General features: G+C 73.8%; 19 protein-coding genes. 12 read left to right on the top strand and 7 right to left on the bottom strand.

The window, feature by feature from the left end; all coding sequences use genetic code 11:
• Positions 1-3: 3 nt before the first annotated feature.
• On the bottom strand, positions 4-588 hold the full coding sequence (locus tag Phou_RS06725) for a hypothetical protein (RefSeq protein WP_173054525.1): 585 nt from the start codon (positions 586-588) through the stop codon (positions 4-6).
• A gap of 105 nt (positions 589-693) precedes the next feature.
• Between Phou_RS06725 and Phou_RS06720 the strand changes: the two genes are divergently transcribed.
• The 5 genes from Phou_RS06720 to Phou_RS06700 all read left to right on the top strand — a co-directional run bounded on the left by Phou_RS06720 (position 694) and on the right by Phou_RS06700 (position 4455).
• The gene (locus Phou_RS06720) at positions 694-1233 is read left to right on the top strand and encodes an RNA polymerase sigma factor (RefSeq protein WP_173054523.1); all 540 of its coding nucleotides are present in this window, start codon (positions 694-696) and stop codon (positions 1231-1233) included.
• The gene (locus tag Phou_RS06715) at positions 1230-2096 is read left to right on the top strand and encodes a zf-HC2 domain-containing protein (RefSeq protein ID WP_173054521.1); all 867 of its coding nucleotides are present in this window, start codon (positions 1230-1232) and stop codon (positions 2094-2096) included. Before Phou_RS06720 ends, Phou_RS06715 begins: the two co-directional genes overlap by 4 nt.
• Positions 2093-2791 (top strand): hypothetical protein, encoded by a 699-nt coding sequence (locus Phou_RS06710; RefSeq protein ID WP_173054519.1) that lies wholly within the window; start codon positions 2093-2095, stop codon positions 2789-2791. Before Phou_RS06715 ends, Phou_RS06710 begins: the two co-directional genes overlap by 4 nt.
• A 304-nt stretch (positions 2792-3095) precedes the next feature.
• Positions 3096-3581, top strand: a complete 486-nt coding sequence (locus Phou_RS06705; RefSeq protein WP_173054517.1) for a hypothetical protein — start codon at positions 3096-3098, stop codon at positions 3579-3581.
• 10 nt (positions 3582-3591) lie between these two features.
• Positions 3592-4455 (top strand): ABC transporter ATP-binding protein, encoded by an 864-nt coding sequence (locus Phou_RS06700; RefSeq protein WP_173054515.1) that lies wholly within the window; start codon positions 3592-3594, stop codon positions 4453-4455.
• Here Phou_RS06700 and Phou_RS06695 read toward each other — a convergent pair.
• On the bottom strand, positions 4443-5282 hold the full coding sequence (locus Phou_RS06695; protein ID WP_173054513.1) for an aldo/keto reductase: 840 nt from the start codon (positions 5280-5282) through the stop codon (positions 4443-4445). The two genes, Phou_RS06700 and Phou_RS06695, sit on opposite strands and share 13 nt — an antisense overlap.
• Positions 5283-5346: 64 nt before the next feature.
• On the opposite strand from Phou_RS06695, the gene Phou_RS06690 reads away from it, so the two are divergent.
• Together Phou_RS06690 and Phou_RS06685 are read left to right on the top strand one after the other, a co-directional pair.
• Positions 5347-6342: an ArsR/SmtB family transcription factor gene (locus Phou_RS06690; RefSeq protein WP_173054511.1), complete on the top strand. Its 996-nt coding sequence runs from the start codon at positions 5347-5349 to the stop codon at positions 6340-6342.
• A 10-nt stretch (positions 6343-6352) separates the two neighbouring features.
• Positions 6353-7519 carry an AAA family ATPase gene (locus Phou_RS06685; protein ID WP_173054509.1) on the top strand — a complete coding sequence of 389 codons (1167 nt, stop codon included), beginning with the start codon at positions 6353-6355 and terminating at the stop codon, positions 7517-7519.
• Between the two features lie 14 nt (positions 7520-7533).
• Here the strand turns inward: Phou_RS06685 and Phou_RS52270 are convergent, their stop codons facing one another.
• Both Phou_RS52270 and Phou_RS06675 read right to left on the bottom strand, forming a co-directional pair.
• Entirely contained in the window at positions 7534-7671 is a 138-nt protein-coding gene (locus tag Phou_RS52270; protein WP_371872171.1) for an ABC transporter permease, read from the bottom strand.
• A 109-nt stretch (positions 7672-7780) separates the two neighbouring features.
• Positions 7781-9100: an aspartate aminotransferase family protein gene (locus Phou_RS06675; RefSeq protein WP_246273334.1), complete on the bottom strand. Its 1320-nt coding sequence runs from the start codon at positions 9098-9100 to the stop codon at positions 7781-7783.
• A 79-nt stretch (positions 9101-9179) separates the two neighbouring features.
• Here Phou_RS06675 and Phou_RS06670 point away from each other — a divergent pair, with 79 nt between their 5' ends.
• Positions 9180-9620 carry an Lrp/AsnC family transcriptional regulator gene (locus tag Phou_RS06670; protein WP_173054505.1) on the top strand — a complete coding sequence of 147 codons (441 nt, stop codon included), beginning with the start codon at positions 9180-9182 and terminating at the stop codon, positions 9618-9620.
• Positions 9621-9811: 191 nt separating this feature from the next.
• Here the strand turns inward: Phou_RS06670 and Phou_RS52265 are convergent, their stop codons facing one another.
• Genes Phou_RS52265 through shbA form a run of 3 tightly spaced genes read right to left on the bottom strand, consistent with a single transcriptional unit; the run spans position 9812 to position 13118 of the window.
• Positions 9812-11650, bottom strand: a complete 1839-nt coding sequence (locus tag Phou_RS52265; RefSeq protein ID WP_246273333.1) for a hypothetical protein — start codon at positions 11648-11650, stop codon at positions 9812-9814.
• A gap of 59 nt (positions 11651-11709) precedes the next feature.
• The gene (locus tag Phou_RS06660; RefSeq protein WP_173054503.1) at positions 11710-12537 is read right to left on the bottom strand and encodes an anti-sigma-D factor RsdA; all 828 of its coding nucleotides are present in this window, start codon (positions 12535-12537) and stop codon (positions 11710-11712) included.
• Positions 12534-13118, bottom strand: coding sequence for an RNA polymerase sigma factor ShbA (gene shbA, locus Phou_RS06655; RefSeq protein ID WP_173054501.1), 585 nt, complete (start codon positions 13116-13118; stop codon positions 12534-12536). The genes Phou_RS06660 and shbA overlap by 4 nt, the downstream gene beginning before the upstream one ends.
• A 119-nt stretch (positions 13119-13237) precedes the next feature.
• Here shbA and Phou_RS06650 point away from each other — a divergent pair, with 119 nt between their 5' ends.
• The 4 genes from Phou_RS06650 to Phou_RS06635 are packed head-to-tail and all read left to right on the top strand — an operon-like array spanning position 13238 to position 17036.
• Positions 13238-14185 (top strand): ABC transporter ATP-binding protein, encoded by a 948-nt coding sequence (locus tag Phou_RS06650; RefSeq protein WP_173054485.1) that lies wholly within the window; start codon positions 13238-13240, stop codon positions 14183-14185.
• Complete coding sequence (locus Phou_RS06645) at positions 14182-14934, top strand: MlaE family ABC transporter permease (RefSeq protein WP_173054483.1); 753 nt, start codon at positions 14182-14184, stop codon at positions 14932-14934. Before Phou_RS06650 ends, Phou_RS06645 begins: the two co-directional genes overlap by 4 nt.
• 1 nt (position 14935) lies before the next feature.
• Entirely contained in the window at positions 14936-15724 is a 789-nt protein-coding gene (locus Phou_RS06640) for an MlaE family ABC transporter permease (protein WP_173054481.1), read from the top strand.
• 7 nt (positions 15725-15731) lie between these two features.
• On the top strand, positions 15732-17036 hold the full coding sequence (locus tag Phou_RS06635; RefSeq protein ID WP_173054479.1) for an MCE family protein: 1305 nt from the start codon (positions 15732-15734) through the stop codon (positions 17034-17036).
• The last annotated feature ends 69 nt before the right edge of the window (positions 17037-17105 follow it).

Below are 17105 nucleotides of genomic sequence, written 5' to 3'. Positions count from 1 at the left end.
ACCCTAGGCCAACGCGACGACGACCAGCGCGATACCGGTGGGAATGTCGATGACCGCGCAGTACTCCGACCACGAGCGGTGCACGACCTTATTGATCTTGAAGTGGTACGCGTCCCAGAGGCCGTGCGCCAGGAAGCCCGCGCCGGCCACCGCGGCGCCCAGGCGCGGCGAGGTCGCGGCGGACACCAGTGTGATTACGCCGAACACCACCATGCCGGCGGTCTGCAGCGAAAACGTGTCGATATCGGCGAACCGCCGCCGTGCGACCGCCGCCAGCCACAGCACCGCCACGACGACCACGATCCCGATGAACGGGTCGGACCACCCGACGTCCAGCGTGTGCAGCACCTGGAGTACCGACATCACGCCGCTCATCACCGCGAACGCCACCCAGGCGGTCCACGGACGGCCCAGCACGTAGGCCAGCAGGTATATCCCGGCCATCACCGAGACGCTCGGGCCGAAGAGCTCGGCCTCGTTGTCCACCAGCGCCATCAGCCCGATCGCGAACGCCACCGTGACCAGTGCCAGCGCGGTCGGCCAGCGGTCGGTCAGCCTGGCTTGTCGCTGGGCACCCACGTCCGTCATGTTCAGGATGAAAACACGGCGGTACTTCAAACCGGCTTCAACCGACCCTGTGAGCACGCTTAGAGCCGGTGAACCTTTCCGCCCACCCGCTGCTACCAACAGACGATGGACGACGACGCGGCCCTGCTCGCGCTGGTGGCGCGTGGTGACGGTGGCGCGCTGGCGCGGCTGTACCAGGCGTACGCCGGCCGCCTCTTCGGTTACCTGCTGCGACTGGCCGGTGACCGGATGGTCGCGGAGGAGATCCTGCAGGACACGATGCTGGCGGTCTGGCGTTCGGCCGGCGGGTTCGCGGGCGGGTCGGCGGTCTCGACGTGGCTGTTCGGCATCGCCCGCCGCCAGGCGTACTACCGGCTGCGCGGCCAGCCACCACCCGCGCCGTACGAGGCGGTCGACCGTCCGGACCCGGCACCCGGGCCGGAAGAGCTGGCGATCGCCGCCGCCGGTGGCAGCCCGTTGGCCGGCGCCGTCGGCGACCTGCCGGACCACCAGCGGGACGTCGTCGCGCTGGTCTTCGTCGCCGGGCTGCCACTCGCCGAGGCGGCCGCCGTCCTCGGTGTACCGGTGGGCACGGTCAAGAGCCGGCTGCACCACGCCCGGGCCGCGCTGGCCCGCACGCTCGCCACCCAGGGGGTGCCGGAATGAACGACAGGCTTCTGGAGTACGCGACCGGCGCGCTCGACCCCACCGAGCACGCCGAGGTCGACACGCACCTGGCGGAGTGCGCCCAGTGCCGTGCCGACGTGGCGGCCTGGCGCGTGCTCGGCGACACAAGCCGCGATCCGGACCCGCCCGGGCCGGACATGGTCCACCGGGTACTGCTGCGCAGCGCGCTCTCCGGGCCGCCGCCGCCCACCCGGCGGCCGGCGTGGTTTTCCCTCGCGCTGCTGCGGGCCGAGGCGCGGCTCGTACGCCCGGCGGTGCCGATCGCCTCCGCGCTGGTGATGGCGCTCGGTGTGGTGGTCGCCGCCACCGCCGCGGGTTCGGGCGGACAGGTGCTCGCGCTCGTGGCGCCGGTCGTGGCGGCGCTCGGCATCGCCGGCATGTACGGGCCGAGGCGTGACCCGGCCTTCGAGGTGGTCGCCGCGACGCCGACCGCGCCGGCTCTGATCCTGCTCACCCGGATCGCGCTCGTCTTCGGGTACGACCTGGTGCTCGCGCTCGCCGCCTCGGGCGTGCTAGCCGCGCTGGGCGGTGATGCGGGCGGACTCTTCGCGCTGGTCGACGCGTGGCTCGGGCCGATGGCGCTGCTGTCCGCGCTGAGCCTCGTGCTCGCGGTGTGGATCGGCGCCGACGCGGCGGCCGGCGTGGCGGTGGTGCTGTGGTCGCTGCGCGTCCTGGCCGGCGGGCTCTTCCAGGACGCCGGCTGGGCGCTCGACGCCGTAGGGCTTGTGTGGTCGACGAACGCGGGCACCGTGCTGGCCGCCGCCGCGCTCACCGCGCTCGCGGTTTTTCTCGCCGGCCGGGGTGAACCGATCCGCCGCCACCGCGCTACCCACCCCACGTGAGACCAATCGACCTCTGGCGGTACGAGGTGCGCCGCGCCGGCTGGACGGCGCTGCTGACCCCGCCCGTCGCGACCGCCGCCCTCGTGCTCATCGCCCTGATCGACGCCGGGACCGCCACCGACCGCGCGACAGCGCGAAACCTGCTCGCCGCGCTGGAGATGGCGATGCCCCTCGCCGCCGGCGTGGGTGCCGCGTCGCTGGTGGGCCGCGACCCGGCCGTCGAGCTCCAGCTGACCATGCCGACCGCGTACCGGTCGACGCTGCTGCGCCGACTGGCGGTCACGTTCGGCTGGGCGGGGCTGCTCGCCGTGCTCGTGGTCGCCGGCCTGGTCGCCACCGGGTGGTGGGAGCGGTGGCCGGCGAGCCACGGCCCGCTTCTCGGCCAGCTCGTGTGGCTGGCGCCGACGCTGGCCCTCGGCGGCCTCGGGTTCCTGGCCGGCGCGGCGTTCCGCAGCCCCGCGGCGGCCGGCGGCATCGTCGCCACCTGCTGGATCGTGCAGCAGGTCTTCCCCGGCCTTGTGCAGGACAGCGCCTGGGCCCGGCTGCTGTACCTCTTCGCCACCACCCGCGGCGCCGATCCTGCGGCCTGGACCGCCAACCGCCTGACGCTCGTGGCGATCGCGCTCGTGCTCGGCGCGCTGGGCTGGCTGCTGCTCGGGCGCACCGAGCGACTGCTGGCAGGGGAGGCGGAGTGAGAGCGGCGTTTCGGTACGAGTTCCTCATGCAGGCGCGCAAGCGCTCGATGTGGATAGCGAACGGCGTCATCGTGGCGCTGCTCGGCCTTGTCAGCGCCCGCTCGCTCGGCGACGTGCTGGACGACCCGTCGGCCAGGGAGACGATGGCCTCCACCGCCGTGCTGGTAAACCTGGTCCTGCCGATCGTCTACGGCTGCTTCCTGGCCGACCGGTTGGTCCGGGACAACCGGCTCGGCGTCGCGGCGATCCTCGACGCCACGCCCGGCTCCGCCGCCGCCCGGCTGGCCGGCAAGTACCTCGGGTCGTGCGCCGTCGCGACGATACCCCGGCGATCGTCTACTTTGGATTCGCGGTGCTCTACGCGGGCGTGTCCGGGCAGCCGGTCGCGCTCGCCTGGGCGGCGGCGCTCTTCGCCACGGTCATCGCGCCGGCGGTACTGTTCGTCGGCGCGTTCGCGCTCGTCGTACCGCTGCTCATCCCGGCGCCGCTGTTCCGCGTGCTGTTCGTCGGCTACTGGTTCTGGGGCAACGCCATCAGCCCTTCGCTGATGCCCACGCTCTCGCAGAGCCTCGTCACGCCGCTCGGCAGCTACCCCTTGCAGGAGCTGTTCGGTTACCCCGCACCGGACGACGGCGTGCGGATCGCCGGTCCGGCGCCCGGCGCCACGCTCAACTTCCTGCGCCCGGAGGCGACCGCCGCCACCGCGTGGCTGTCCATCGGCGTCCTGCTCGCGATCGCCGCCCTCGTCCTCACCGCCGCGCCCGCGCTGCGCGCCCGCACCATCCGATAAGGAGAGTCCGTTGCGGATCGAGATTTCCGGCCTCACGAAGACGTACAAGGGCAAAGGGCCGGCCCTCGACGGCCTGGACCTGCTCGTGCCGACCGGCATGTTCGGCCTCCTCGGCGCCAACGGCGCCGGCAAGACCACGCTGATGCGGATCCTCGCCGGCCTGCTGCGACCGACCGCTGGCCAGGTGCGGATCGGTGGGAACGACGTGACGGCGCGCTCCGGGCGGCAGGCGGTGCAGCGCGTGCTCGGCTACCTGCCGCAGGACCTCGGCGTGTACCCGGACCTGAGCGCCCGCGAGTTCCTCGACTACGTCGGCCTGCTCAAGGGCATCGACGACCGCGCCACCCGCCGGCGCCGGGTGGGCGAACTGCTGGAGGTGGTCGCTCTCACCGGCGACGCCGACCGGCGGCTGCGCGGCTACTCGGGCGGGATGCGCCGCCGCGTCGGCATCGCGCAGGCCCTGCTCGCCGACCCGCAGCTGCTGATCGTCGACGAGCCGACCGCCGGCCTGGACCCGGAGGAGCGGATCCGCTTCCGCACGCTGCTGTCCCAGCTCGCGGGGGAGCGGACCGTGCTGCTCAGCACGCACATCGTCGACGACATCGCGCAGACCTGCAGGGAGCTGGCGGTGCTGGCCAAGGGGCGGCTCGTCTTCCGCGGCACCGTCGACGAGCTCACCCGCCGCGCCGACAGTCGAGTGTGGTCGGTCGTCACCGCCGGCCCGGCTCCGACCGCCGGCACGGTCGTGTCCGCGCTGCCCGCCGACGGTGGGCTGCGGTACCGGGTAGTCGCGCCGACCCCGCCGGCTCCCGGCGCCGAGCCGGTGGCGCCCACGCTGGAGGACGGCTACCTGGCGCTGGCTCAGGCCGGCTGAACGTCGTCGAGTCGCTTGACCTGGTCGCCGGTCAGTGTCAGGCCGGCGGCCGCGACGTTTTCGGCCAGGTGCTCCAGCGAGCCGGTGCCCGGGATCGGCAGCGTGACCGGGGCGCGGTGCAGGATCCAGGCGAGCGACACCTGCGCCGGGCTGGCGCCCAGCTCGGCGGCGACCTCCGCGAGCACGCCGCCGGGCCGCGCGTGCCGGCCGCTGGCGACCGGAAGCCACGGAATGAACGCGATCCCGTGCGCGGCGCACCGCTCCAGCACCGCCTCGTGGCGCCGGTCGGTGAGGTGGTAGAGGTTCTGCACGCTCGCGACGCCGGCCACCGCACGCGCCGCCGCGAGCTGGTCGGCGTCCACCTCGGACAGTCCGATGTGGCGCACCTTCCCCTCGTCCTGCAGCTCCTTGAGCGCGCCGACCTGATCGGCCAGCGGCACCAGCGGGTCGACCCGGTGCAGCTGGAAGAGGTCGAGCCGCTCCACCCGCAGCCGGCGCAGGCTCAGCTCGGCCTGCTGCTTGAGGTACTCCGGCCGGCCCAGCGGCTGCCACAGCGCCGGGCCGGGACGGCTCTGGCCCGCCTTGGTGGCCACGACGAGCCCGTCGGGGTACGGGTGCAGCGCCTCGGCGATCAGCTCCTCGCTGGCGCCCAGCCCGTACGAGTCCGCGGTGTCGATGAACGTCACGCCCAGCTCCACCGCCCGCCGCAGGACCGCGACGGCGTGGTCCCGCCCGCCGCGCGGCGCGCCGGTCCAGCCGTCGGTGAGCCGCAGCGCGCCGAAGCCGAGCCGGTTTACGGGCAGGTCCCCGCCCAGGATCATCCTCATGCGGACCACCGTCGCGGCCGGTGGGTGTCCGCGTCCAGGATTTAACTGGAGCTAAACTGCGCGGATGGCGATCCGGATCCGGCTGGCCGGCACGGCGCTGGCCCGCGTGCGGTTCGCGGTCTCGCCGGTCTTCGAGACCGTGATGGCAGTGGACGTGCTGTGCCGGCCGGGCGCACACGCCGTACACCTGCCGTGGGTTTCGTGGGCACGGCCGCGGCTGCACCGGATCGCGGACCTGGCCCTGCTGCGGGCCCTTGTCGACGGGGACATCAAGCCCGCCTACCTCATGCCGGTACCCGACGACCGCATGCCCGACCTCGCCGCCGAGCTGCGCCGCGTGCGGGCGGCGACCACCGCGGCCGTCCGCGCCGACCTCGACCGCCGGGAGGGCCGGCGCCCGCGCGAGCTGCGGGAGCTGCACGCCGACCCGCGTGCCGGCCTGGCCCGGGTGGTGGCGGCGATCCGTTCGTGCCACGAGGTGCTGGTCGCGCCGTACTGGCCGCGCGTCGCCCGCGTGCTGGAGGCCGACATCGCGCACCGGGCCGCGATCCTGGCCGGCGGCGGCATCGAAGGCGTCTTCGCCGACCTGCACCCCGAGGTCGCGTGGGCCGACGGCGAGCTGCTCCTGCGCCGCGACCGCCCCCACCCTCCGACCACAGTGGACCTGACCGGCCGGGGGCTGCTCATGTCGCCGAGCGCGTTCGCCTGGCCGCGCACCTGGACCGACGTCCGCCCGCGCGCCGACGGCATCCTCCGCTACCCGGTCCGCGGCGTCGCCGCGATCTGGGAGCCGGGCACCCCCGCACCGGACGCGCTGGCGGCGCTGATCGGTCGCACCCGGGCGGCACTGCTCGTCGCGCTCGCCGCGCCGGCCACCACCGGTGAGCTGGCGACCAGGCTCGCGGTGACGCCCGGCGCCGTCTCCCAGCACCTCGCGGTCCTGCGCGACGCCGGTTTGGTGACCACCAGCCGCGCCGGCCGCACCGTCCTGCACCTGCGCACCGCGGCCGGCGACGCCCTCTCGCACCGGCACCCACCCGGCGGGTCCCTGGTTCGGTAGCCTGACCAGGGTGATCACCACGCTGGCCGTGCAGAGCTACCGCTCGCTGCGCGACCTTGTCGTCGAGGTCGGCCCGCTCACCGTGGTCACCGGGGCCAACGGCACCGGCAAGTCCAGCCTGTACCGCGCGCTGCGCCTGCTCGCCGACTCGGCGCGCAACGGTGCCGTGGCCGCGCTCGCCCGCGAGGGCGGCCTTCCCTCCACGCTGTGGGCGGGGCCGGCGACGATCGGCAAGGCGGTGCGGGCCGGCGAGTACCCGGTGCAGGGCACGGTCCGGCGCGGCCCGGTCAGCCTGAAGCTCGGTTTCGCAGGCGACGACCTCGGGTACGCGATCGACTTCGGCCTGCCCAACGAGCCGAAGGAGTCCGCCTTCCAGCTCGATCCGCAGGTCAAGCGGGAAGTGGTCTGGGCCGGGCCGATCCTGCGGCCGGCGACGGCGCTGGTCGACCGCGGCGGCACCGCGCTGCGGATCCGCGAGGACCGCGCGTGGTCGGCGTTCGCGGACGCGGTGGGGCCGTTCGACAGCATGCTGAGCGAGTACACGGACCCGCAGCGCGCCCCCGAGCTGCTGACCCTCCGCGAGCGCGTCCGGTCCTGGCGCTTCTACGACCAGCTCCGCACCGACGCGGCGGCGCCGGCGCGCGAGGCGCGGGTGGGCACGCGCACGCCGGTGCTCGCCCACGACGGCGGTGACCTGGCCGCCGCCCTCCAGACGATCCGGGAGATCGGCGAGGGTGCCGCGCTGGACGCCGCGATCGACGCCGCGTTTCCGGGCAGCCGGCTGGAGGTCGCGGTCGAGGGCGGGCGCTTCGAGGTACGGCTGCGCCAGCCCGGCCTCCTGCGCGGGCTCGGTGCCGCCGAGCTGTCCGACGGCACGCTGCGCTATCTACTGTGGACAGCCGCGCTGCTCAGCCCCCGCCCACCGGCGCTGCTGGTGCTCAACGAGCCGGAGACAAGCCTGCACCCCGAGCTGATCCGGCCGCTGGCCGCGCTGATCGCGGGCGGCGCGGCGCGTACCCAGGTGGTGGTCGTCAGCCACAGCCGCCCGCTGATCGACGCGCTCGCACACGACGAGCCCGACCTGACCCGGATCGAGCTGGTCAAGGACCTCGGCGAGACGCGGGTGGCCGGGCAGGGCCGCTTCGACCAGCCGGCCTGGCAGTGGCCCAAGCGCTGAGCCTCCCGCCCGCGTCAACGGGCGGGCCAGGGGATGAGCCTGCGGGCGACCAACTCCACGACCACGATCACCGCGGTCGCCTCGACCGCGAGCAGGCCCACCAGCACGAGCAACTGGGCCGCGCCGGCCTCGACCGGTGAGGCGCCGCCCAGCAGGACACCGGACGCGAGCAGCAGCGTGACGATCGGCAGGGCGCGGCGTAGCGCAGGTCCGGGGTGATCGTCGCGTCCACGCGTCGGTTCTACCCCTCGCGGCCCGGCGTCACGCGGGCGGACGGGTCTTCGCCAGTGCCTCGTCCAGGATGGACAGTCCGAGGTCGAGCTCGGCGTCGCTCATCGTCAGCGGCGGGGCCAGGCGCAGGACGCTGCTGACCGAGCTCAGCTGCACGATGTTGAGGTGCAGGCCGAGGTCGAGGCAGGCGCGGGTGACCGCGGTGCCGAGCGCGTTCGCCGGCGTCCGGCTCTGCCGGTCGGTGACCAGCTCGATGCCCTGCAGGAGCCCGCGCCCGCGTACATCGCCGATCGCCTCGTGCCGCCCCCGCAGGTCGAGCAGGCCGGCGCGGAGCCGGTCGCCGAGCCGGCGGGCGGCCTCGTCGAGCGCCTCGCGGCGCAGCGTCTCCAGCACCGCCAGGCCGACGGCGGCGGGGAGCGGGTCGGAGGTGTGCGTGGTGGCGAAGAAGAAGCCGCGCTCGTGGCAGCGTTCCTCGATCTCGGCGGAGGTGACCACGGCGGAGAGCGGCAGGCCGGCGCCGAGCGTCTTGGAGAGCGTGATGATGTCCGGGGTGACGCCGTCGCGCTGGAACGCGTACCAGTCGCCGGTGCGGCACAGACCGGTCTGCGCCTCGTCCAGGATCAGCAGCATGCCCCGCTCGTGGCACTTGGCCTTGAGCGCGGCCAGGTAGCCGGATGGCAGCTCGATGATGCCGCCGGTGCTCAGGATCGGCTCGACGATGCAGGCGGCGAGGCTGCCCACCGACTGCGCGTCCACCATCGCGAACGCCTGGTCGAGCTGCGTCCGCCAGTCCAACCGCCCGTCCTTCACCACCGTCGGGCGGTAGGCGTCCGGCGCGGGTATCACGAGGTTGCCGGGGATGACCGGCCCGTACCCGCGGCGCGGCACGCTGTACGACGCGGCGGCGGAGGCGTGCGTGACGCCGTGGTACGACTGGCTGAGCGCGACCACCTCGTGCCCGCCGGTGTAGAGCTTGGCCAGCCGCACGGCCGCCTCGTTCGACTCGCCGCCGGTGCTCAGCAGGAGCACTTTGGACAGTGGGTCGGGAAGCGACTCGGCGAGCGCCGACGCGAGGTCCACCACCGGGCGGCTGAGCATCCAGCTGAAGAGATGGTCCAATGTGGAGACTGAGTGGCGCACCGCGTCGACGATGGCCGGATGGCTGTGCCCGAGCAGCGCGCTCATCTGCCCCGACGTGAAGTCGAGGATGGCGCGGCCGTCGCTGTCGTACACGTACGAGCCGGCGGCCCGCTCGACGATCGCGGGCACGAACGGCCCGCCGTAGCGGATCAGGTGCCGGTCGGCGGCCCGCCAGAAGTCCGCGGCGGGAGCGGATATCGAAAGTGTCACGGCCTGACCGTAACAACGACGCCCGGCAATGCGATTGCCACTTGTTGCCTCTGAGCGCGCCAGATTGGACGATTGTGCCGTGGACCGACTTGACCGCGCAATCATCGCGCAGTTGCAGCGCGACGCCCGCCTCACGAACACCGAACTGGCCGACCGGGTGGGGCTCACCCCGTCGCCGTGCCTGCGCCGCGTGCGGCGGCTGGAGGAGGCCGGCGTGATCAGCGGGTACCACGCCCGCGTGGACCCGGCCGCCGTCGGGCGCAGCTTCGAGGTGATGGTCTTCGTCGACCTGGCCGTGCAGGACCGGGCGGCGGTGGAGCGCTTCGAGGCGTGGGTCGGCACGGTGGACGAGATCGTGCAGGCGCGGCGGATGTTCGGCTCACCCGACTACGTGCTGGAGGTGGCGGTGCCGGACCTCGCGGCGTACGAGCGGCTGCTGACCAGCGTGCTCCTCGCCGCGCCAGGCGTGGGCCGGCTCAACTCGCACTTCACCATGAAGACCATCAAGTCGCCCTACTAGGCATGCGGCGGCTCGGGCTCGTCGCCGACGAGGTCCAGGCCAGCCCGAGCGGGCCGCCCCGAAAGGTGTACCGGCTGACCGGGGCCGGCCGCCAGGCGCTGGAGGGCTGGGCCCGGCAGTGGTCGGACTTCTCGCGGACGATCGACGCCACGCTCGTCGACGCGACGCGGCCGGAGGTGCTCCCCGCTGAGTCAGCCCAGCACGGGCACCGGTGCGCCGTCGTCGTTTGTCGCCGTGACGGTGACCTTGCCCGCCGGCCGCCGGGCGAATGGGCCGGACACCACCGGCGAGGTGCCCTGCCGCGTGCCGGCCGGCGTCCGCACGCTGATCCGCCGCACGGCGTGGCTGCCCGCCGCGACGTGGTACCACCGGCCGCGCGCGTCGCTCGTCCACCACGACACCACGACGTCCTGGGCGTACCGGCTGCACAGCCGCGTCCCGGACGCCGTGGCCACCACCGCCGGCTCGCCCGCCGTGGCGACCGCGGCCACCTGGTTGGCGCTGCCCGGCTCGGCCGTGCGCAGGCACACAAGGCTCGCCGCGCCCCGTGGAAGCCGCCCGCGCCACAGCTCCCACGCCGTCACCGAACCCGGGCTGCGGCCACGGGTGCCGGCGAGCGCGCAGCCGAGGCGTGACCACGCGGCCGGACCTCCGGTGGCGTCCAGCTCGTGCGGCCGGCTGATCGGGCCGGGCACGCGCGGCGGGATGTACATGAGGTGCGCCAGGCCCGCGTTTCCGAAGTCGCCCAGCGTGTACGGCAGCCCGTGACCGACCAATGTGGACTCCAGGCGCAGCAGCGGCCCGTTCCAGCACCGCTCACCCGCCGGCGTGGCCACCGCCTCGGTGAGCCCGTCCCGGACGGCGAGCCCGCGCCACCGCGAGCCGGTCAGGGCGCGGGTCTGCGGCGCGGCGGCCCACGGTGCCAGCAGGTAGCGCGCCTTGCCGGCACCGGCGGGGACGCGCAGCGCACTTGTCGCGTACTCGTCGTGCTCCGGCGCCGGCTGGACGATGAGCGTGCGCTCGCCGGCCCGCTCGGCGTACGTGGCGACGCGCGTGGCGTCCGCCAGCACCACGACCGTCCCGCCGTCGACCGTCCCGGCGAACAGGAGCGCGGGCGTACCGACCGGCGGGTCGGTCACCGCACCGCCCTGCGCGGTGACCGTCACGGCCCGGTCGCCGGCCCCGCCCACCTGCCACGCCGAGGCGGCCGCACCGACGAGGGCGTCGTCACCGGCCCGGGCGCCGCGACTCGGCCACGCCGACAGAGTGAGCTCGCTGGTGCCGGTCCAGGCGTCGGCGGGCACCCGGGCCACCGCGTTCGCGGGCCCCACAAGCCGTACGCCGACCGTGCCCCCGCCGCCGGGCGCGCTCTCCGGCATGCCCACGAGCAGGCCGGCGACCAGCGACAACGCCGCGGCCACGAGCGCGACGCGGCCGGTACGCAGCAGTCGCACGCCGAGCGGGTCGGGCGCGCGGAGGCGTACCACGGTCGGGTCTGCCGGCGACTCGGCCAGCAACGCCCGCTGCTGCCCGCCGCTGAGGCGGTGGTCGTCCCGCAGCCGGGTCACGAGCTTGGCCGCCGCGGCCATCGCGGCGTCCGCGTCGGCCCAGCCCAGGTCCCGCATGACCGCGAGGGCGTCGGCCCGGGTCAGGCCTTCGACCACGACAAGGACGTATGCCGCGCGGGCGTGCGGTGCGAGCCCGGCGAGGCCCTCGGCCACGGTGCGGTGCGCGGCACTCCCACCCACCGTCGTGTGCCAGGCCCACGTGATCAGGACCGGCAGCCGCACCAGCCGCCGCCGGGTCGCCGCCCGCAGCACGCGCCGGCGCATCTGTGGGTACGTGAGCTCGCGCCCGGACCGCCACGGCAGCGCGCGGTGCACGTCCCGGTGGGCGCGCACGAGCCTGGCCTGCGGTGCCCGGCCGGACGGCCCGACCAGGAAGGCGATCCGCGCCAGCCGGTCGTAGTGCCGCAGGAACACGCTCCCGGCGCGCGCGGGGGAGGGCGTGGGCGTGCGCTCGGATTCCACGGATACCCAAACGGTGAAGGCGGCCGATAGGTCACGCCGCGGGTACCCCTCCCGTGGGGTCAGTCGCCGCCCGGGAGGATCGGGGGAAGCGTGGGCAGCGGGAGCGGAGGCAGCGGGAGCAGCGGCGTCGGCAGCGGGAGGTCGGGGAGCAGGCCGCCGGACGACTTCGACGGCTCGGGCGCCGGATCGCCGCCCGCGGGCGGAGGCGCGGGATCCGAGCCGGACGAACCGCCGGGCGCGGACCGGGTGGTGCGCGGCGCCGGGGTGGTCGGCGGCGGTGCCGACGGGGTGGGTGCCGGCGGCGGCGTGGTCGCGGCGCTCAGGGTGCGCAGGAGCGTCTCCACCTCGGCACGCAGCCGCGCGGCCGTGTCCTCGTCGTCGATGCGGGCGATGTGCTCCAGCGCGGTCGCCAGCAGCGCCTGCGCGTCGGCGGTCCGGCCCTCCGCGAAGGCGACCTTCGCGTCCGCGATGGCCTTCTCCGCCGCCTTTACCTCGGCGCGCTGTGGATAGACCACTTTGGACACAGGCCACAGGATGCTGCCCGGCTGGGCCTGGTGTGCGGAGACCCCGAGGCCGACGCTCACCACCGCCGCTGCCGCCGCGCCCAGGATGGCCTGGACCAGGCGGCGCTTGCGCCGCGGGTCGCCGGCCGGCACCGGCGCGGGCTCGTCCTGCTCGACCGCGTCCCAGAACGCTTCGTCCAGCATGACGTCGGCGCCGTCGTCGTCGAGGTCGGCGCGCCAGGCCGCGAGCATCTCCGCGGCGGGATCGGTCGAGGTGTCGACGTCGAAGGGCTCGCCGCGGCCGAGCGCGTCCAGCAGCCGGTCGTCAGCGGCGATCTGTGCCACCGAGACCGGCTTGTCCGCATTATTCCGCTGGTCGCTCATGCCGCGCTCACCTCGTCCAGCGCACTCCCGGCCAGCGTACGCAGGCGGGCCAGCCCGCGGGACTGCGCGACCCGGACCGCCGCCGCGGACATGCCCATGACCTCGCCGACCTCCTCGGCGGGCAGCCCGACCGCGACGCGCAGCAGGATGATCTCGCGCTGGGCCTGTGGAAGGCGGTCGAGCAGCGCGGAGAGCCGGCGGGCCAGGTCGGTGGAGACGGCTTGCTGCTCCGGTCCCGGCGCGGCGTCCGGCCGGTCCAGCACCTCGTCGGACGTGGCCACCGCGGAGGAGTCGCGGATGGCGGCGCGCTGGGCGTCGGCGACCTTGTTGGCCGCGATGGCGTACACGAAAGCGGAGAACGGGCGACCCTCGTCCCGGTAACGGGGCAGGGCGCGCAGCACACCGAGGCAGACCTCCTGTGCCACGTCGTCGGCCGTCGTGTACGCGCCGCCGATCCGGCCCAGCCGCGCCCGGCAGTACCTGACCAGCCCGGGGCGCAACTGCGCCAGCAGCGCAGACGTCGCCGCGGAATCGCGCTTCGCGGCGCGAGCGACGAGCTCCGGATCGATCGTTGCCGTCATGACGTGGGGGAACACACCTTCGGTACCGGGGATTAACGCACCGTACCGGCGGTCAGACCAAATGGCCACTTGAGGAAATTCGCTGTTGCGCCGAGCCCGGCGGCAGCGATGCAACAGACGTGGGAGTCGAGGTACGGGTCGAGGGCCTGACCAAGTCGTTCGGCCGCCAGCCGGTCTGGTCGGACGTCAGCCTCACCCTGCCCACCGGCGAGATCTCGGTGCTCCTCGGCCCGTCCGGTACCGGCAAATCGGTCTTTTTGAAGACACTTGTGGGCCTGCTGCGCCCGGACCGCGGCGCGATCTGGATCGCCGGCCACGACCTGACCCGCCTCTCCGAGCGCAAGCTCTACGAGGTCCGCCGCCTCTTCGGCGTGCTCTTCCAGGACGGCGCGCTCTTCGGCTCGATGAGCATCTACGACAACGTGGCCTTCCCGCTGCGCGAGCACACCCGCCGCTCCGAGTCGCAGATCCGGGACGTGGTGCGGGAGAAGCTGGAGATGGTCGGGCTCGTCGGTGCCGAGGACAAGCTGCCCGGCGAGATCTCCGGCGGCATGCGCAAGCGGGCCGGGCTCGCGCGGGCGCTGGTGCTCGACCCGGAGATCGTGCTCTTCGACGAGCCGGACTCCGGCCTCGACCCGGTCCGCACGGCGTACCTCAACCAGCTCATCATCGACCTCAACCAGCAGACCGGCGCGACGTTCCTGATCGTCACGCACGACATCAACACCGCGCGCACGGTGCCGGACAACATCGGCCTGATCTACCACGGGCACCTGGCCATGTTCGGGCCGAGGGAGATGCTGCTGTCCAGCACCGAGCCGGTGGTGCGGCAGTTTCTGAACGCGCAGCGGGTCGGGCCGATCGGCATGGCCGAGGAGAAGGACGCCGACGAGCTGCGCGCCGAGGCGGAGGCGGGCGTCGAGCTGCCGCCGCTGCCGCCGATCCCGTTCCAGCTGCGCCCCTCCGACGGCCGGCCCCGCCCCGCGGAGCACCCGCCGGGCGCCTGGTGCATCGCCAACGGCGTGGAGCCGCCGGCCGGCTCCTTCCAGGCGGTGGGCGTCAGATGATCACCGCCACCGGCAACTTCGTCGCGTTCGGTCTCGACACGCTGCGCGGGCTCTCGCGGCGGCCGTTCCAGGTGCGCGAGTTCGTGCGGCAGGCGTGGTTCATCAGCTCGGTCTCGATCCTGCCGGCCGCGCTGGTCTCGATCCCGTTCGGCGCGGTGATCGCGCTGCAGCTCGGCTCGCTGGTCCGCCAGCTCGGCGCCCAGTCGTTCACCGGCGCCGCCTCGGTGCTTGCCGTGGTGCGCGAGGCCGGACCGATCGTCACCGCGCTCATCATCGCCGGCGCCGGCGGCTCCGCGATCTGCGCCGACCTCGGCGCGCGGAAGATCCGCGAGGAGCTCGACGCCATGCGGGTGCTCGGCATCGACCCGATCCACCGGCTCGTCGTGCCCCGCGTGCTCGCCTCGATGCTCGTCGCGGTGCTGCTCAACGGGCTGGTCAACGTCGTCGGGGTGGGCGGCGGCTACTTCTTCAACATCGTGCTGCAGGGCGGCACGCCGGGCGCCTACCTGGCCAGCTTCCAGGCGCTGGGCCAGCTGCCCGACCTCGTCGTGGGGGAGATCAAGGCGCTGGTCTTCGGCGCGGTGGCGGCGCTCGTCGCCTCGTACAAGGGGATGACGGCCAAGGGCGGCCCGAAAGGCGTCGGCGAGGCCGTCAACCAGAGCGTGGTGATCACGTTCATGCTGCTCTTCGCGCTGAACTTCGTCATCACCGCGATCTACTTCCAGGTCATCCCGCAGAAGGGGACCTGAGATGCTGGACACGCTCGGCGCGCAGCTCGCCTTCTACCTGCGGGCCTTCGCCTGGACACCGCGCACGCTGCACCGGTACAAGCGCGAGATAGTGCGGCTGCTGGCGGAGGTGAGCTTCGGCAAGGGCGCGATCGCCGTCGCCGGCGGCACCGTCGGCGTCATCTGCTTCCTCACCTTCTTCACGGGCACCGAGGTCGGGCTCCAGGGCTACCAGGCGCTGAACCAGATCGGCAGCAGCGCGTTCACCGGCTTCGTCTCGGCGTACTTCAACACCCGCGAGATCGCCCCGCTCGTGGCCGCCCTCGCGCTCTCCGCGACCGTCGGGTGCGGCTTCACCGCCCAGCTCGGCGCGATGCGCATCTCCGAGGAGGTCGACGCCCTCGAGGTGATGGCGGTGCCGTCGCTGCCGTTCCTGGTCACCACCCGGATGATCGCCGCGTTCGTCGCCGTCGTCCCGCTGTACGTGATCGGCCTGCTCTCCAGCTACTTCGCCACCCGCACGATCGCGGTCTTCTACTTCGGACAGTCGGCGGGCACCTACGACTACTACTTCGACCTCTTCCTGCCCCCGGTCGACGTGCTGTGGTCCTTTGCCAAGGTGCTCGTCTTCGCGGTCATCGTCGTGCTCGTGCACTGCTACTACGGCTACACGGCCACGGGCGGGCCGGCCGGCGTGGGCGTGGCGGTGGGCCGTGCGGTGCGGCTGTCCATCGTCGCGGTGAACATCGTCGACTTCTTCCTGTCGCTGGCCATCTGGGGCGCGACCACGACCGTGCGGATCGCGGGGTGAGCCGCACATGAGACACCGGGTCCTGGGCATCGCGTTCGTGCTGATCCTCGTCGCCGGGCTGGCCGCCTCCGTGCTCCAGTACCGCAAGGCGTTCACGCCGGTCACCTGGGTGACGCTGCGCGCCGAGCGGGCGGGCATGCAGCTGAGCACCGGCGCCGACGTCAAGCTGCGCGGCGTGGTCGTCGGCGACGTGCGGTCGGTCGACAGCGACGGCGGGGGAGCGCGGCTGCGCCTCGCGCTGGACCCGGACCTGGCCCGCCAGGTGCCCGGCGACGTCACGGCGCGGCTGCTGCCCAAGACGCTGTTCGGCGAGCGGTACGTGGCACTCGTCGCCCCGCCCGGCGCCAGCGGCCGGCCGATCCACGACGGCGCGGTCATCACACAGGACCGCAGCCAGAACGGCGTCGAGCTGGAACGCGTGCTCGACGAGGCGCTGCCGTTGCTGCAGTCGATCCGGCCGGACCGGCTCGCCGCGGTGCTCGGCGCGCTCGCCGCCGCGCTCGACGGGCGGGGCGAGCAGCTCGGCCGAAACCTGGAGCTGACCGCCGCGTACCTGGGCGAGCTGAACAAGCAGATGCCGGTCATCGCCGAGGACGTGCGCAAGCTGTCCACGGTGCTCGGCGCCTACGACGCGGCCCTGCCCGACCTGCTCTCGATCCTGCGCGACGTGACGGTCACCGCCGGTACGGTGGTCGACCAGCGGGCCGAGCTGTCCGCGTTCCTCGCGAGTGCCACCGGCGCCGCCGACACCACCCGCCTCTTCCTCGACCGCCACGACGACCAGCTGATCCGGCTCGGTGACGTGAGCCGGCCGGTGCTCGAGCTGCTGGCCGCCTACGCGCCGGAGTACCCGTGCCTCATGCGCGGCCTCGTGGCGCTCCAGCCACGCGTCGAGGAGTCGTTCGAAGGCGGGAAGTTCCACATCACGCTGGAGATAACGAAGGACGGCGGCAAGTACGAGCGCGGCCGCGACGAGCCGGTGTACGGCGCGAAGGACGGTCCGCAGTGCCGCGGCCTGCCCAGCCCGGGGGTGCCCGCGCCCGGCCACGCCATCAACGACGGCTACGACTACGGCGCCGACCGCAGCTCACCCAAGCTGCCGATCGGCCTGCCCTCCACGACCCAGGCGGCGGCCGGCACGCGACCGCCGGACGCACCCGGCGACATGGGCTCGGCCGGCACCGCGGCGGAGCGCGACCTGATCAAGCCGATCATCGGTGCCGTCACCGGCGTCCTGCCGGCCACCGTCCCCGACATCGCGGTGCTGTTGTGGGGACCGCTGCTGCGCGGAGCGGTGGTGAACGCGCCATGAGCGAGCGGAGCGAGCGAATCGGTAGGCGCAGCGCGGTTGGAGCCTCGTGGCCGCCCGCAGCGAAGCGAG

Origin of the sequence: Phytohabitans houttuyneae, from assembly GCF_011764425.1 — a bacterium.
Lineage (GTDB): Bacteria > Actinomycetota > Actinomycetes > Mycobacteriales > Micromonosporaceae > Phytohabitans > Phytohabitans houttuyneae.
Note: the sequence above shows the minus strand (reverse complement) of the source record. Positions and strands in the feature narration are given on the sequence as shown.